Source organism: Nocardia canadensis, from assembly GCF_032656385.1.
Lineage (GTDB): Bacteria > Actinomycetota > Actinomycetes > Mycobacteriales > Mycobacteriaceae > Nocardia > Nocardia canadensis.
The window spans coordinates 672,907-689,362 of record NZ_JAVCWB010000010.1 but is presented as its reverse complement, the minus strand read 5'-3'; the positions used below and the strand labels follow the sequence as shown (position 1 = coordinate 689,362).

Sequence of the window (16,456 nt, the reverse complement as noted above, 5' to 3'; positions counted from 1 at the left end):
TTCACTCACGTAGCATCCCCGCGGCCAGGCCGCAGGCATGCGCGCTGTCGCGCCAGAGGACTCTCCCATGTCGCAGATCGACCTCGTCGAAGCCCGTCACGTAGCCGCCGATTCCGCTGTGCCGGAAGCGGATTCGCCGCAGCAGCACCACCGCTCCGGCGCCGATGATCATTCGGTGACCGAGGCGCTGGAGATTCTGTCGGAATCGGTGCGCCACCTCGTCGAGACCCACCGGGTCGACGGCGCCATGGAGTGGCTCGACAACCGCCCGCCGCATGTCATCGCCGACGCGCTGGCCCGGATGGACGCCGTGCAGGCGGGCGTCGTGTTCCGGCTGCTCGACAAGGATCGCGCGATCACCGTGTTCGAGGAACTCGAGCCGGTCGACCAGCAGCAGATCCTGCAGGGCCTGCGCGAGAAGAGCTTTCGCGATCTGGTCGAGGCGATGGACCCCGACGACCGCGCCCGCATGCTGCACGAGGCGCCCGCCAAGGTCGCCAAGAAGGTGCTGGCCGGGCTGAGCCCGCGCGAGCGCCGGATGACCGCTGCGCTGCTGGGCTACCCGGAGGGTTCGGTCGGCCTGTACATGACGCCGGAAGTCGTCGCGCTGCCGGATAATCTGACCGTCGCGCAGGCGCTGGCCTGGGTGCGTGCCAAGGGCGGCAACGCCGAGACGGTGTACACCCTGCCGGTCGTCGACTGTGGTCGTCGGCTCACCGGCATCGTCGAACTGCGCGAGCTGGTCCTGCACGCGCCGGAGGCGATGGTGTCGGAGCTGGTCGTCACCGAACCGGCGTTCGCGCGGGCCACCGACTCCGCCGAGAAGGCCGCGCGCCTGATGAGTTCCACCAACGACATCAACCTGGTCGTCGTCGACAGCGAGGACCGGGTCGTCGGGCTGCTCACCATCGACGACGCGATGGAGGTGCTCGAGGCCGCCGACAGCGAGGACGTGGCCAAGCAGGCCGGTTCGGCGCCGTGGGAGGGCCATTACATGGCCGCCAAGGTGTTCCAGCTGGCGCGCTACCGGGCGCTGTGGCTGATGCTGCTGTTGTTCGCCGCCACACTGACCGTCAGCGTCACCGACGTCTTCTCCACCACGCTCGAGCAGGCGGCCAGCCTGGCGCTGTTCATCCCGCTGCTGATCGGCGCGGGCGGCAATGCGGGCGCGCAGGCCGCGACGGCGTGTGTGCGCGCCCTGGCCGTCGGCGAGGTGCGGGCGTCGGACCTGTTCAAGGTGATCTGGCGGGAATGCCGGGTCGGCCTGGTGCTCGGCAGCATGCTCGCCGCGGCCGGCCTGCTGATCGGCACGCTGTTCGTCGGCCCCAAGATCGCCGTCGTCGTCGCCATCACCCTGGTCATCATCTGCGGCTGGGCCGCCACCATCGGCGGCACGATGCCGTTGCTGGCCAAGAAGTTCCGCATCGACCCCGCCGTGGTCTCGGCCCCGATGGTCACCACCCTGGTCGACGCCACCGGCCTGATCATCTACTTCACCACCGCCAAGCTCGTCCTCGGCATCTGACCCGATCCGGGCCGCGGCGACCCGGGGCCCCGGGTCGCCGTCAGCCCTGGGGGAACAAGGTGAGGGCGCGCGCCATCACGTCTCGGGCGACGTCGTCGGTGGCGGCGACGACCTCCACGATCGGGATGCGGCGGCCGAAGGCGGTGGATTCGGCCGGAAGCTCGGGGCCGACGGCGGCGGTGTAGATCGGAATCCGGTTGTCGTAGACCGAGACCGAGCGGTGCACGACGCGGCCGTCGATGTGTTCCTCGGTGCTGTTGGCGGCGAGGTAAGCGGGTACCCGGTACTCGTAGCCGACGGTGATCTTCTCGCCGCGGTAACCGAACAGGCATTGGGTGAGACGCTGTTCGTCGTCGGGGACGGTGTCGGCGAGTTTCGTGCGGACCGTGCACGGATCGGCGCCGAGCAACACGGTCGGCACGGTGTCGGGGGAGGTGCCCTGGGGTGGCGATTGCCGCCAGCGGTCGATCATGCCGGGGACCAGCTCGTCGGCGACGGTGCACGGATTCTTCCCCGGCGGTGTCGATAGGCCGAGGTAGAACGCGGCGCCGGAGGGGAAGTGGGCGGTCGCGCCGCACGAGCGGGGCTCGCCCGCGTCGCGGTCGGGAACCGAGCGCACGGTCACGTCACCGAGCTGCTCGGTCACGCCCCGGGCGCTCGGGGTCAGGCCCGGCAGCAGGGTGGCGTGCCAGGTGAGGGTGGTGCCCTCGCCGGAGGTGGTGCTGCCCAGGATCGCCCGGCACGAGTCCAAGCCGACGGTCACACCGGTGATGTCGCCCAGCGGTGCCAAGGTCTCGCGGGGCAACACGGCGCAGACGTCGACCTGTCGGGTCGCCTGGGCGACCGCGTCCCGCCCGGCCTGATCCCGTGGGACCTGCGACCAGAACTCCGGCGGTGGAGCGGGCATCACCGGCGGCGGGAGCGGCGGCAACTTCTCGTGGTCGGGCGCCGAGTCGTCGCCGCCGCAGCCGGCGCAGACGAGCAACGCGACAGCGGCCAGCGCCAACCTGCGGTCCATCAGCACCCCTGTCCTCGACGGATCCGGGCTCGGACGCGCGCCCGACCATCGAGTCTGCCCGCCGGGGCAACCAGGCCGCAAACAACTCGCGTCGGTCGTTCCCAGAACGTTGTGACCGGGTGCGAGTCAGTTCAGCAGCGGCAGCGTCTCGCGCATGATCTTCTCGGCGGCGCCCGAATCGGCGGTGACCGAGACCGTCGGCACGCGGGGGCCGAGCAGCGCGTCGGTGGGGCCCGCCGCCATGGTGGGGCCGACGATCGCGGTCAGCGAGGCGATGCCGGACTGCGCGGCGGGTGCGTCGAATCGGTAGACCTGCCGCGCGCCCACGGTGAAGGCGGGGGTGTCGTCGGTGATCGAGCGTTCCTCGTTGTAGTCGTAGGTGATGATGGCCTGGTGACCGTCGATGGTCAGCCGGCACGTGGTGACGCCCTGATCGGCCACCGGCACCCGGATACCGAGCAGCGGCGCGACCGCGCACGGATCGGCGCCGGTGACCACCGTTCGGTCCGAATCGGGCGAGCTGCCCTGCGCCGGCTCCGTGCGCCATTCGCTCAGCGCGATCCGCATCAGAGCCTCGGCGGTGGCGCACGCGTCCTTCGGCGCCCGCACGCTCATCGACAGATCGGCGCCCGCGACGAACCGCGCCCACACCTGGCAGCTGCCGCGCACCTGCGGGTCGGCCGAGCCGGACGGCTCGTCGTCGAACAGGACCCGCACATCGCCCATGGCCTGCTCGGTCACCGGCGCGTCCATGGTCGGTTCGCCGGAGAACATCACCCCGGTGGTCCAGGTCGCGTCGATCCCGGTGAGGTGCCCGTCGACCGCGATCCCCATCCGGCACTGGTTCGGGTGCACGTTCTCCACATCCCGCACGGTCCCGAGCCCCGTCACCGACTCGCGCGGGATGAGCGCGCACACGTCGATCGCCCGCACCGTGCGCAGCACCGTGGCCTTCTCCTGATCGGAAACCGCTGCGGTGGACCAGAATCCGCCGGTCGGCATGGTGTCCGGGGTGCCCGCGCGCTGACACGCGAGCACGGTCAGCGCCACGGCGATCAGCGGTACGAGCCGGCGCGGGCGAAGTGCCGCGACAGTGGTGCCGAGCAGCCGGCGGAGCATGGTGGATCCCCCTGTCGTGATCGCGTGTCCGTGCGGGGACACGCGAGCCGCAGTTTGCCGGGTGCCCGGTGAGAATGCAAAGGCACCTCGCGTGGCCGGATTCACGCGGGGACGCGGTCGCGCGCGTATGTGGCGAATCACGGGCGGTGCGATGGTGGTGCCGCGGCGGTCGTGCCGCACAATAGGGGCCGCGTGTGTGGCGCGGGTGTCCTGTCGGAGCGGCGGGGTTCGATGCGCTGCAACACAAGCTGTTGTGTTGGCGGGAGATGTCACCCACTACGAGTAGTGTTCAGGGTGAACGGGCTCGTACACGGCGGCGGTGCGGGTCAACGGTCAGGCGGAAAGGTGTGGAGGCGGAATGAAGCTCATCGATCGGGTCAGCGCCATCAACTGGAATCGGGTGCCCGATGAGAAGGACGCCGAGGTCTGGGATCGCCTGACCGGCAACTTCTGGCTACCGGAGAAGGTGCCGGTGTCCAACGACATCCCCTCCTGGAACACCCTGACCCCCGACGAGAAGCAGCTCACCATGCGGGTCTTCACCGGCCTGACGCTGCTGGACACCATCCAGGGCACCGTCGGCGCGGTCTCGCTCATCCCCGACGCGCTCACCCCGCACGAGGAAGCGGTGTACACCAACATCGCGTTCATGGAGTCGGTGCACGCCAAGAGCTACAGCTCCATCTTCTCCACGCTGTGCTCGTCGAAGGAGATCGACGAGGCGTTCCGCTGGTCGGAGGAGAACCGCAACCTGCAGCGCAAGGCCGAGATCGTCCTGTCGTACTACAACGGCGAGGACCCGCTCAAGCGCAAGGTCGCCTCCACCCTGCTGGAGAGCTTCCTGTTCTACTCCGGCTTCTACCTGCCGATGCACTGGTCCTCGCGGGCCAAGCTGACCAACACCGCCGACATGATCCGCCTGATCATCCGTGACGAGGCCGTGCACGGCTACTACATCGGCTACAAGTACCAGAAGGGCCTCGAGCTGGTCTCCCAGGCCGAGCGCGACGAGCTCAAGAACTACACCTTCGAGCTGCTCTTCGAGCTCTACGACAACGAGGTCGACTACACCCAGGATCTCTACGACGAGGTCGGCCTCACCGAGGACGTCAAGAAGTTCCTGCGCTACAACGCCAACAAGGCGCTGATGAACCTCGGCTACGAGGGCCTGTTCCCGAAGGACGAGTGCGAGGTGAACCCGGCGATCCTGTCGGCGCTGTCGCCCAACGCCGACGAGAACCACGACTTCTTCTCCGGCTCGGGTTCCAGCTACGTCATCGGCAAGGCGGTCAATACCGAAGACGAGGACTGGGAGTTCTGAGCGAACCCGCGTCCTGAGCCCGCGCGGCCGAATCCGCCTCGCCGCCTACCGATTTCCGGTGGGCGGCGAACACGGTGTTCCCGAGATCGCGTTCGGTCCGTAGCGTCGCGGGGATGAGCACCGCGATCACTCCCTTCCGCATCGACATCGCCCAGCGCGACCTGGACGATCTGCGTCGCAGGCTGACCGACGCGCGCTGGCCCGCCGAGCAGCCGGGCGCCGAGTGGCGCCGCGGTGTTCCGGTGGGGTACCTGCGGGAACTGGCCGAGTACTGGCGCACCACCTACGACTGGCGGGCGGCCGAGGCGGAACTGAACGCGTTCCCGCAGTTCACCACCGAGATCGACGGCCAGCGCATCCATTTCCTGCATGTGCGCTCGGCCCGGCCCGACGCGACACCGCTGCTGCTCACGCACGGCTGGCCGGGGTCGGTCGTCGAATTCCTGGACGTGATCGGGCCGCTCACCGATCCCGGCGCCCACGGCGGCGATCCCGACGACGCCTTCCATCTGGTGATCCCCTCGCTGCCCGGGTACGGGTTCTCCGGCCCGGTGACCGACGCCGGCTGGAATCCGGCCAGGATCGCCGCGGCCTGGGTCGAGCTCATGACCAGGCTCGGTTACCAGCGGTTCGGCGCGCAGGGTGGTGACTGGGGCGCGTTCATCACCCCCGAGGTCGGGCGGGCGGGTGGGGACCGGGTGATCGGCGTGCACGTCAATGCCGCGACCGTCGGCTTCCTGCCGTTCGGGCCGGTCACCGACGCGGACAAGGCGACGATGACCGTGGCCGAACTGGCCCGGCTCGACCGGCTCGCGCAGTTCAAGGGCGAGGGCAGTGGCTACTTCCGGATCCAGGCGACCCGGCCGCAGACCCTCGCCTACGGTCTGCACGACTCACCGATCGGTCAGCTCGCGTGGATCGTGGAGAAGTTCAAGGAGTGGACGTTCCCGGCCGACGGACTCCCGGAGGCGGCCGTGGACCGAGATCGGCTGCTCACCAATGTGATGCTCTACTGGCTCACCGGCACCGCGGGTTCCTCGGCCGCCCTGTACTACGAGGCCACGCACACCCGCTCGTGGTCGAGCACCCCGTCGACCACGCCGACCGGCGTCGCGGTCTTCGCCGAGGACGTCGCCATTCGCCGCTACGCCGAAGGCAATGCCCACATCGTGCACTGGTCGGAGTTCGACCGGGGCGGGCACTTCGCGGCGATGGAGGCGCCGGAGCTACTGGTCGGCGACATCCGCGCGTTCTTCCGCGGCCTGCGCTGACTCAGCGATCCCAGGGCGCCCGCAGATCGGGGTGGTCGAAGGCCTTCGCCGCGTCCCGGTACAGCTCGCTGATCCGGTGTTTGACCCGGGTGCGGTCGGCCTCGGGGATATCGGCCTGGTCGAGCCGGGCCGCGGCATTGGCGACGGCGTGGAAGACGCGGGTGGGCTGTCCGTCGATGATGTCGGCGACCGGGAACTTGTAGTCGGCCTCGGTCGCCGGGTTACCGCCGGGCTGCCGGTACAGATAGATTCCGGCCAGCTTCCGCGGATCGCCCTTGGCCCGTTCGAGCGCGTCGTGCTCGGCGCGGTGTCCGCTCCACGGATGGTCGCGCGGGGCCCACGGCAGGTCCAGATCGGCGGCGTTGTCGGACGCGGGCGGGATCGGTGCACCCTCGGAATCCTGAGCCATGTTTCCTCCTCGTACAGCGGCGACGGAGCAACGGCGCCGAGACGGCGCGACGTCATGGATCACTGCCCGCCATGATAGCAATCACGCTGCTACCTGCGGTTTGCCCATGGAAATCGGGGTTTTCCGATCTATCCGGTTGCCGATCTAATCGGAGCATGACCGCGATCGGACCACAGGCCACCCTCGGTGACATCCTCGATCGCGGCGGATCCGGTGCGGGGATCGCCGTCGTCGACGGCGACGAGAGCTGGACCTACGCGACCCTGTCCGGTGCGGCGCATCGGCTCGCCAGGGAGCTGATCACGCACGCGGTCGGCCCCGAGTCCGTGGTGGTGCTGGCCCTGCCGCGCTCGGCGGAGCTGGTGCGCGCGGTGTGGGCGGTGGCCGCGACCGGTGCGGCCGTCCTGCCGGTGGACCTGCGCCAGCCGCAGGCCCGGCGCCGCTACCTGCTGGCCGATGCCGCCGCCACCATCGGCATCACCACCCGGTCGATGCTCGCCGAGCTGCCGACCTGGATCACCTGGCTGGTGCTCGACGATCCCGACTTCGCGCGGCGGTGCGCGCGCCATGATCCGGCGCCGCTCACCGAGGCCGACCGGGTCGCGCCGACACACCTGGACCAGCTCGCCTATGTCCTCTACACCTCCGGCTCGACCGGGGCGCCGAAGTCGGTCGCCGTGACCCACCGCGGGCTCGCGACGCTGGTCGCGGCGGTGTCGGCGCGGCTCGGCTCGTTCGAGCGGGCGCGCGTCCTCCAGGTCAGCTCACCGGGTTTCGACCTGTTCGTGCTCGAGCTGATGCTGATGTGCACGCACCGGGCGACGGCGGTCATCGTGCCGCCGGAGATCACCGGTGGTGGTGAACTCGACGAGCTCATCGCCGACCGGGCGGTCACCCACGCCGTGCTCACCCCCGGGGTGCTGGCCACCCTCGACCCGGCGCGCCACGGGACACTGCGCGGGCTGGTGGTCGGCGGTGACGTCTCGGACCCGGCGCTGGTGGCGCGATGGGCGCCGGGGCGGATCTACGTCAACGCCTACGGCCCGACCGAGACGACGATCTTCGTCACCGCGACAACGCTGTCCGCGGGTGAGCCGGTGGTGCTCGGGACGGTGTTCGACGGTTGGTCGGCGATGATCCTGGACGATCGCCTGCGTCCCGTGCCACCCGGCGAGCCCGGTGAGCTCTACCTGACCGGCCCCGGTGTGGCGCGCGGGTACCGGCGCAGGCCGGGGACGTCGGCGACGCGCTTCGTGGCCGATCCCTTCGGCCGGCCCGGCGCCCGGATGTACCGCACGGGTGATCTGGTCCGCGCGCATCGCGGTGACGCGGCGGCCCTGGAGTTCCTCGGCCGCACCGACTTCCAGCTCAAGGTGCTCGGCGTCCGCGTCGAGCCGGGCGAGATCGACGCCGTCCTGACCGGCCATGATGCGGTCCGCTCGGCGATCACCACCGGGTGGGAGACCCCGGCGGGGGCGCGGGTGCCGGTGAGTTACGTGACGGCCGAGCCGGGTCGGGCCGTCGATACCAGCGCGCTGCTGACATTCGCGCGGAGCAGACTCGCCGCGCACGCGGTGCCCGCGACCGTGATCGTGCTCGACGAGCTGCCGTTGACGCCGGTGGGCAAGGTCGACCGCGCCGCGCTGCCCGCCCCGGTGTTCGCCTCCCGAGGCGGTGCGGCACCGACGGATTCGGTCGAGCGGCTGATCGGCACGGTCATGGCCGGCCTGCTGGGCGTGGACTCGGTCGCCGCCCAGGACGACTTCTTCGCCCTCGGCGGGAACTCGCTGCTCGCCGCCCAGCTCGGGGCGCGCCTCGGCGCGGCGACCGGCAAGCAGATCCCGGTGCGCACCGTGTTCGACGCACCGACGGTGGCCCGGCTCGCCGTCGCGATCCGCCACCTGGCGCAGGCGGCGCCGCGACCGCCGGTGACCCGGCGCGCCCGGCCGGAGCCGGTGCCGCTGGCGCCTGCCCAGCAGCGTCTGTGGGTGCTCAACCGGATCGACCACCGTTCGCCGGCGGACAATATCGCGCTGACGGTGCGGCTGCGTGGACCGCTGTCGATCGACGTGCTGCGCGCCGCCCTCGACGATGTGGTCGCGCGGCACGAACCACTGCGCACCCGCTACCCCGATCGGGACGGCGTCGGTATTCAGCACATCGTCCCGATCGATCACGCGCGCACCACCCTCACCCCGGTGCCGGTGCGCTCCACGGAAATCATGGACATGGTGGCCGAATTCGCTACGGCCGGTTTCGATCTCACCGTCGACCTGCCGCTGCGCACCAGGCTGTTCAGGCTCGATGACCACGACCACGCGCTGACCGTGGTCGTGCACCACATCAGCGCCGACGGCTGGTCGCTGGGCCCCCTGCTGCGGGATCTGCTCGGCGCGTACGCCGCGCGGCTCCGGCACTCGGCGCCGGAACTGCCGCCGCTGCCCGTCACCTACGCCGATTACGCACTGGCACACCAGGAGTGGTCGGCAGATCCCGCCGGTGCGGCGACCTTCGACAGTCAACTGCGGTACTGGCGGGCTCGGCTGTCCGGGCTGGCGCCCCGGCTGGCCCTGCCCGTCGACCGYCCGCMCCCGCCGGTGGCCTCCGGACGCGGCGCGCTGTACGAGGTCACCCTCGACGCCGAGCTCACCGCCGCCCTGCGCCGGATCGCGGTGGCGCACGGCGCGACCCAGTTCATGGTGGTGCATGCCGTGCTCGCGGTCGCGCTGGCCCGATCGGGCGCTGGCTCCGATATCGCCATCGGCACTCCGGTGGCCGGGCGCGGTGGCCCCGAACTGGACGACCTCGTCGGCATGTTCGTCGCGATGGTGGTGCTGCGCACGAGCGTCGATCTCGCGCAGTCCTTCACCGCGCTGCTCACCCGGGTCCGCGATATCGACCTCGGCGCGCTGGCCAACGCCGACATTCCGTTCGAACGGGTCGTCGAGGCGCTCGATCCGCCGCGCACCCGGGCCCACCATCCGCTGTTCCAGGTCGTGCTCACCGCCGAGACCCGGGTCGAGGCGGTCGGAGCCGACCTCGGCGGGCTCGTTGTCGAACCGGTCGCGCCGACCGCGACACCGGCGAAATTCGACCTCCAGCTGACGATGTCGAACCCGACGGCCGACACCGTGGGCCTGGCGCTCACCTACGCGACCGACCTGTTCGACCGCGACACCATCGCCCGGTTCGCCGAGACGATCGAGCGCATCGCCCGCGCGGTCGCCGCCGAACCGGGACGGACGGTCGGTGACATCGTGCTGGTCGACCCGGCGCCGGCACCCGTCGTGACCCGCCTCGACCACCGCACGCTGCGCGATCTGTTCGACATCGCCGCGCATCGGCACCGGCACGCGGTGGCCGTGCGCGCGGGGGAGACCACCCTCACCTATCAGGACCTCGATGACCGCAGCGCGGCCCTGGCACGGGAACTCGTGGCGCACGGGGCGGGGCCGGAGCGACGGGTCGCCGTCGTGGTGCCGCGCTCGGCCGAGCTGGTGGTGGCGATCGTCGCGGTGGTGCGCAGCGGCGCGGCCTACGTTCCCCTCGACCCAGGGAACCCCCGCGAGCGGATCGACTACCTGCTGGCCGACGCGCGACCGGTGTGCGTGATCGCCGAAGGGCTCGTGGTCCGTCACACCGACCCAGGCCCGCCGCACCGCACGTCCGGTGGGGACGCCTCGTCGGATACGTCTGAGCCGCAAGCACTCTCGGCCTATCGTGTCACCCACCCCGCGCACGTCGACGCCGAAGATCGGCGGCCGACCGGTGCGCGGCGCGAGCCCGACGCGGTGCGCGGGTCACAGCCTCGGCTCGCCACAGGAACGGACGGCACGATCCACGCGGCGAATCTCGCCTACGTGATCTATACCTCCGGGACGACCGGCACACCGAAAGGCGTCGCGGTGCAACATCGCGAGGTCGTCGCCATGCTCGACCGGACCCGGCGGGTGCTGTCGACCCGGTCCACCGATGTCTGGGCCCTGTTCCACGCGACGGCCTTCGACTTCTCGGTGTGGGAGCTGTGGGGTGCGCTCACGACCGGGGCGGCCCTGGTGGTGGTGGACCAGGACACCGCGCGCTCACCCGAGCACCTGCGGGAACTCCTGGTGCGCGAACAGGTCTCGATCCTCGGCCAGACCCCGTCGGCCTTCGCCGGGCTGGACGACGCCGACGCACGGGCCACGGGTGCTCCACCACTGTCTCTGCGGCGCATCGTCTTCGGCGGCGAGGCGCTCGACCCGCGCCGACTCGCCGCCTGGTACGACCGGCACGGCACGGGCGGACCCGAGCTGGTCAACATGTTCGGCATCACCGAGACCACCGTGCACCTCACCCACACGACCCTCGCCGCCGGCGCGCACGATCGCGCGGGCAGCCCGGTCGGCCGACCGTTCGACGGGCTCGTCGTGCGGGTGCTCGACGATCGGCTGCGGCCGGTGCCGGCCGGCGTCCTGGGCGAGATCTACGTCGGCGGTGCCCAGGTGACCCGGGGCTATCTGCACCGGCCCGGCCTCACCGCCACCCGCTACATCGCGGATCCCGCGGTGGCGGGCGGCATCCTGTATCGCTCGGGCGATCTCGGCCGCTGGACCCGCGCGGGCACGCTCGAGCACTTCGGTCGCGCGGACCGCCAGGTGAAGATCCGCGGCTACCGCATCGAACCGGCCGAGGTCGAGGTGGCGCTGCTGGAGTGCCCGGGGATCGGCGCCGCGGTCGTGGTGGTGCGCGACGATCCGGCGACCGGACGACAGCTGATCGGCTACGTCGTGCCCGGCGGCGGTGAGGCGATCAGCGGTCCCGAGGTCCGCGCCCAGCTGCGAGACCGGCTGCCGGAGCATCAGATTCCGGCGGCGGTCGTCGTCATCGACAGTCTGCCGCTGACGGCGAACGGCAAGCTCGCGCTCACGTCGCTGCCGAGCCCGGAGTTCGGTTCGGCCGCCTACCGTGCCCCGGCGGGCGCCGTCGAACAGTGCGTCGCCGCCGTGTACGCCGAACTCCTCGGCCGCGACCGGGTCGGCGCCGACGACTCGTTCTTCGATCTCGGCGGCAACTCGATGGTCGCCACCCGCGTGGTGGCGCGTCTGCGGGCCGAGCTGGCCACCGACCTCCCGCTGCTGTGGCTGTTCACCGACCCCACCCCGGCAGGCTTGGCCCGCCGCATCGCCGAGAACACGGCGGGCGAGGACGCCTCCCTGCTGACACCGGTGCTCGCCCTGCGCGCGCAGGGGCGCGGCGCACCGCTGTTCTGCGTGCATCCGGTGGTCGGTTTGGCCTGGAGTTTCGCCGGGCTGACCGGCGAACTCGACTGCCCGGTCTATGGATTGCAGGCACCGGCCATCGCCGAGGAGGCGCCGCTGCCGGAGTCGCTGGACGCGCTCGCCGCCGACTACGTGGCGCGGATCAGGGCCGTCCAGCCGCACGGGCCGTACCGGCTGCTGGGCTGGTGCGTCGGCGGGGTCATCGCCCACGCCATGGCCGTGCGGTTGCAGGACCTGGGCGAGCGGGTGACGGTACTGGCCATGCTGGACTCCTTCGTCGGGGACGTCGAATACCGCAGCCAGACACCGGTGACGGTCGGTGATCTGCTCGGTCAGTTCGGTACCGACCACGAGTTGGTCACGCCCATCGGCGAATTCACGCCCGACGACGCGGTCGCGCTGGTGGCCGAGCTGCCCGGACCGTTCACGGAACTGACCGCCGAGCGGGTACACCGGATCTTCGCGGGCATCCTGCACGCCCAGGTCATCGGCGCGGCGCACCGCCCCCGTGTCTTCCACGGCGACCTGCTGTTCTTCACCGCGGGCCGCGACGACCGCGGCGCGGGCCGAGCCGCGGGGGCGTGGCGCGACCACATCGACGGCGAGATCCGCGATGTCGCCGTCGACGCCACCCACTGGGACATCACCGGCCCGAGCGCCCTGACCACCATCGGACCCGTGCTGGCCGCCGCACTCGACCGCGCATGATCCCACGGTGGCGGCGACCCCTCGTCGCCACCACCTGCTCAGCGCAGTGCCGCCAGGCCGATGCGGTCGATCTTGCCGGTCGGCGTGCGCGGGAGTTCGTCGACGAACACCACATCGCGCGGGGCTTTGAACCGGGCCAGACGCGACTTCACGTAGGTGCGGACGGCGTCGGCGTCGAGCTCGCCCGCCCGGACCACGAACGCGGCCAGCCGCTGCCCGAACTCCTCGTCGGGCACCCCGATCACCGCGGCCTCGGTCACGGCAGGGTGCCGGTAGAGCAGGTCCTCGATCTCGCCGGGGAAGACGTTCTCGCCGCCGGAGACGATCATGTCGTCGTCGCGTCCGTCGATGAAAAGCCTGCCCGCGGTATCGAAGTGGCCCAGGTCGCCGGTGCTCATCAACCCGCCCCTGAGCTGTTTGGAACCCCCACCGGAGTACCCGTGGAAGGCGATCGAGTTGCCGACGTACACGGTGCCGACCGCGCCCGGGGTGGTCACCCTGGTGTCGCCGTCGTAGAGCGCCACCGTGATCCCGACCGGCGCCCGGCCGACCGTGCCCGGCGCGGCGAGCCAGTCCTGTGGCGTGGCGACGGTGGCGGTGCCGGTCTCGGTGCAGCCGTAGAAGTTGTAGATCACCGGGCCGAAGACCTCGATCGCCCTGCTGCCCAGGGCCGACGGGAGCGCGGCGCCCGCGGTGAACACGATCCGCAGCGAACCGGTGTCGGTGGCGGACAACGTTTCCGGGCCCAGATCGAGGATGCGGCGCAGCATCGTCGGGACGAGCACGATCATGTCGGCGCGGTGTTCGGCGATCTGGTCCAGGGCGCGGCGGGCGTCGAACTTGCCGTGCAGCACGATCGTCGAGCCCAGATTCAGCGACAGGATGAACTGGGACAGCGCGGTACCGTGGAACAGCGGAGCGCACAGCAGCACCGTCTGCCCGCGCCGCAGCGGCACCCGGTCGACGAATTGCGCGCCCGCCAAAGGCGATTCGACCCGACGTGGTGCGCCTTTGGGTGTTCCGGTGGTGCCGCCGGTGAGCAGGACGAAACCGCCCTGCTCGGCTGGAACGGGCGCCCGCGCCCCGGTCTCGGGGCCCTCGGTGTCGAGCAGGACCACCCCCTCGGGGAGCGTGTCGGCGAGCGCGGCCAGACTCGGGTCCAGGACCAGCGCCGCGACCTTTTCCCTGGACAGCACATCCCGCAACTGCGCAGCACCGAACCCGGTGTTGAGCAGCACCAGTCGCGCGCCGAGTTTCGCCGCGGCGGCCATGGTCTGCACCAGGCGCAGTCCGTCGGGGCAGAGCACGCCGATGGTGTCGCGCGCGGTGACGCCCTCGGCGTGCCAGCGGGCGGCGATCGCGTCGGTGCGTCGGTCGAGGTCGCCGTAGCTGATCCGATGTGCGCCGTCGACCAGCGCGATCCGGTCCGGGGTGCGCCTGGCCGAGGTCAGGATGCCGCCGGCGATCGGGCCGTAGACGCGCATCGCGCGGGCGGTGTGGACGAGTCGATCGGGGCGCCGCAGATCGATCAGTCCGGCACGCTGCATGGCGCGCAGCTGGCGCGCCATGGTCGACGCGGTGTGCGTCCAGGTCGATGGGCTCATGGTGGATCTCCCTGGGGGCGAGTGGACGTGGATCGGCTCAGCACAGCGTCGGCCCCGGGTCGGCGCCGGCGGTGACCGCCAGCAGCCAGGCGACGGTGCCGAGCTCGGGGACGATCTCGGCGCTGATGTGCTCCGACATCGGCACCCGGAACATGCGCATGTTCACCCCGCGCGCGCAGTAGGCGGCGGCGATCTCGTCGATGGCCAGTTCGGCGGGCAGCAGCTGATCGGTGGTCGAATGCCACATGAGCAGCGGGATGTCCGGGGTGTTCTCGGGACGGCCGAAGCTCGCCGCTGCCAATCCCTCGTGGGCGGCGGCCAGCGCGGCGGCCGGGTCGGTCAGGTAGTCGGCGACCGGGCGCAGCAGTGTGGAGCCGACCGCGGTGTAGAGGCAGCGGTCCGCCAGATCGCGGGCGACCTGCTTGCCCTCCGGCGTCAGGTAGGTCTGCAGGGCCTGATCGAACTCGGGGTATTCGCGAGCCAGCCCGAGAATGGCCAGCCAGCCGGTGAAGTTGGCCTGCGGCTGGGTGCCCGAGATGGCGAACGGCGCGATCGCGACCTTGTCGCCGGGGATACCGCCCTGGGCGCTGGCGCGCAGCGCGAGCTCGGGCGCGTAGCCGCGGTGCTGTTCGGCGGCCGACGCCGAGGCGTTGCCGCCGCCGGAGTACCCCCACAGGCCCACCGGCGACGCCTCGAGACCGAGTCCGCCGCGCTGGGCGGCCCGGATGCCGTCGAGCACCATCCGGCCCTCGCTCGGGGACATGATCGTGTTGCGCTTGCCGTCGAAGTCGGTGACCACCACCGCCGCGCCCGCGGCCAGGAACTGGCCGATCAGCGCGACCTCCTTCTGGATGCCCGCCCGCAGCGTGTACGACGGATTGCACTGCCTGCCGAGGCTGTCGATCGCCTCCTGGTACGAGATCAGCGGGCGCGCACCGGGACTCAGCCACGGGATGCCCGGCATCAGCACGGTGGTCGCGGTGGCGATCGGGTTGTCGCGGGCGTCGGTGCTGCGGAACAGGAGCTGGGTGGTGTGCACCGGGACCGGGATGCCGAGCGCGTAGGTCTGTACGACGCGGGTGCGGATCACCTCGCCGTTGGCGTAGGCCGCGATATCGGCCGGGTCGTCGTACCAGGGGTCCTGCTGCGGGGTCGGCAGCGGTACGACCGCCGGATACACCTGGGCCTCGTTCGGCAACGGGGCGAGCTGGAAATCCTCGGCCACGGCGGGACCGGCGGTCATCGCCAGCACGGCGGCGGCCAGCAGGGCGGGGGCGCCGAGGCGTCGGGATCGGTGGGTGGCCGTGCTGCGCTGCATGGCATCTCCTTCGGTAGGTGATGCTGATTACAGCAGGTTCTCTTGTTAGTAACAAGAGTTCTTGTTCATATTGCGCGATCGGTAGGCTGAGCTGCGTGACGTCGACCGAGAAGAGTCCCGTTCGCTCCCGGCGCATCCAGGGTCTGGACGCCGAGCAGCGCCGCGCCCGCCGGCGTGAGCAGATCCTGGCCGCCGCGTTCGAGCTCATCGCCGTCGACGGCTACGTCAACACGGCGATCGAGCAGATCTGTCAGACCGCCTTCGTCGGCAACAAGGCCTTCTACGAACTGTTCGACAGCAAGGAGTCCTGCTACCTGGCCCTGCTCCAGCAGCTCAGCGAACGCGCCCAGGCCGAGGTCGCCACCGCGCTGGCCGAGTGCACCGGCGGGCGCGACGAGGTGGTGTCGGTGGTGGTGGCGGCCTTCGCGCACTCGCTCGTCGACGATCCCCGCGTCGCCCAGGTCACCTTCGGGGAGGCCAGCGGCATCTCCGCCAAGGTCGAACAGCAGCGCCGCACGAACCGCCGCTGGGCCGCCCAGTTCCTCGAAACCCTGTGGCGCGAATACGAGTTCGTCCCCGCCGTGGGAATCGGCATCGACCTGCACGCCCTCGCCGTCTCCACGATCGGCGGCCTGTTCGACACCGTCGCCGACTGGCTGCACCAGACCGCCGCGGGCACCACCGGCGAGATCGACACCCTCATCCGCGATCTCACGACCTTCACCGACATCGTGCACCTGGGGTTGGCGGCCGCCGCCGAAAAATACGCCGGTCGCTGATCGCGGGACTCCTCTTGTCGCGGATCGGGTTGCCGCGCTGGAGGTTACGTCGCGAAGCCGAGGGCGATCCGCGCCGTGGTCGACGCGACCGGGACGGCGCCGCCGGCGCGACGGCAGGGCGGT

General features: G+C 71.0%; 10 protein-coding genes. 5 read left to right on the top strand and 5 right to left on the bottom strand.

Going from position 1 to position 16,456, the window contains the following annotated elements:
* Positions 1-67 precede the first annotated feature (67 nt).
* Positions 68-1,525: a magnesium transporter gene (mgtE, locus tag Q7X29_RS26625; protein ID WP_316575711.1), complete on the top strand. Its 1,458-nt coding sequence runs from the start codon at positions 68-70 to the stop codon at positions 1,523-1,525.
* Between the two features lie 40 nt (positions 1,526-1,565).
* Here mgtE and Q7X29_RS26620 read toward each other — a convergent pair whose 3' ends face one another.
* The gene (locus Q7X29_RS26620) at positions 1,566-2,543 is read right to left on the bottom strand and encodes a peptidase (protein WP_218716698.1); all 978 of its coding nucleotides are present in this window, start codon (positions 2,541-2,543) and stop codon (positions 1,566-1,568) included.
* A 126-nt stretch (positions 2,544-2,669) separates the two neighbouring features.
* Positions 2,670-3,662, bottom strand: coding sequence for a hypothetical protein (locus Q7X29_RS26615; RefSeq protein WP_218716697.1), 993 nt, complete (start codon positions 3,660-3,662; stop codon positions 2,670-2,672).
* Between the two features lie 358 nt (positions 3,663-4,020).
* Here Q7X29_RS26615 and nrdF point away from each other — a divergent pair, with 358 nt between their 5' ends.
* Positions 4,021-4,983 carry a class 1b ribonucleoside-diphosphate reductase subunit beta gene (gene nrdF, locus Q7X29_RS26610; protein ID WP_019048442.1) on the top strand — a complete coding sequence of 321 codons (963 nt, stop codon included), beginning with the start codon at positions 4,021-4,023 and terminating at the stop codon, positions 4,981-4,983.
* A 113-nt stretch (positions 4,984-5,096) separates the two neighbouring features.
* On the top strand, positions 5,097-6,254 hold the full coding sequence (locus tag Q7X29_RS26605; RefSeq protein ID WP_316575710.1) for an epoxide hydrolase family protein: 1,158 nt from the start codon (positions 5,097-5,099) through the stop codon (positions 6,252-6,254).
* A 1-nt stretch (position 6,255) separates the two neighbouring features.
* On the opposite strand, the gene Q7X29_RS26600 is transcribed toward Q7X29_RS26605, so the two are convergent.
* Positions 6,256-6,663, bottom strand: a complete 408-nt coding sequence (locus tag Q7X29_RS26600; RefSeq protein ID WP_316575709.1) for a hypothetical protein — start codon at positions 6,661-6,663, stop codon at positions 6,256-6,258.
* A 155-nt stretch (positions 6,664-6,818) separates the two neighbouring features.
* On the opposite strand from Q7X29_RS26600, the gene Q7X29_RS26595 reads away from it, so the two are divergent.
* Entirely contained in the window at positions 6,819-12,632 is a 5,814-nt protein-coding gene (locus Q7X29_RS26595) for a non-ribosomal peptide synthetase (protein WP_316575708.1), read from the top strand.
* Positions 12,633-12,670: 38 nt separating this feature from the next.
* Here the strand turns inward: Q7X29_RS26595 and Q7X29_RS26590 are convergent, their stop codons facing one another.
* A complete protein-coding gene (locus Q7X29_RS26590) occupies positions 12,671-14,236 on the bottom strand; it encodes an AMP-binding protein (protein ID WP_316575707.1) in 1,566 nt (521 codons plus the stop codon).
* A 37-nt stretch (positions 14,237-14,273) separates the two neighbouring features.
* Entirely contained in the window at positions 14,274-15,554 is a 1,281-nt protein-coding gene (locus Q7X29_RS26585; protein WP_316575706.1) for a lipase family protein, read from the bottom strand.
* Between the two features lie 95 nt (positions 15,555-15,649).
* Here Q7X29_RS26585 and Q7X29_RS26580 point away from each other — a divergent pair, with 95 nt between their 5' ends.
* A complete protein-coding gene (locus Q7X29_RS26580) occupies positions 15,650-16,333 on the top strand; it encodes a TetR/AcrR family transcriptional regulator (RefSeq protein WP_316575705.1) in 684 nt (227 codons plus the stop codon).
* Positions 16,334-16,456 lie beyond the last annotated feature (123 nt).

Coding starts and splice junctions, on each gene's coding strand:
- Q7X29_RS26600 (WP_316575709.1), bottom strand. CDS start 6,663: ATGGCTCAGGATTCCGAGGGTGCACCGATCCCGCCCGCGTCCGACAAC.
- Q7X29_RS26590 (WP_316575707.1), bottom strand. CDS start 14,236: ATGAGCCCATCGACCTGGACGCACACCGCGTCGACCATGGCGCGCCAG.
- Q7X29_RS26615 (WP_218716697.1), bottom strand. CDS start 3,662: ATGCTCCGCCGGCTGCTCGGCACCACTGTCGCGGCACTTCGCCCGCGC.
- mgtE (WP_316575711.1), top strand. CDS start 68: ATGTCGCAGATCGACCTCGTCGAAGCCCGTCACGTAGCCGCCGATTCC.
- Q7X29_RS26605 (WP_316575710.1), top strand. CDS start 5,097: ATGAGCACCGCGATCACTCCCTTCCGCATCGACATCGCCCAGCGCGAC.
- Q7X29_RS26585 (WP_316575706.1), bottom strand. CDS start 15,554: ATGCAGCGCAGCACGGCCACCCACCGATCCCGACGCCTCGGCGCCCCC.
- Q7X29_RS26620 (WP_218716698.1), bottom strand. CDS start 2,543: ATGGACCGCAGGTTGGCGCTGGCCGCTGTCGCGTTGCTCGTCTGCGCC.
- nrdF (WP_019048442.1), top strand. CDS start 4,021: ATGAAGCTCATCGATCGGGTCAGCGCCATCAACTGGAATCGGGTGCCC.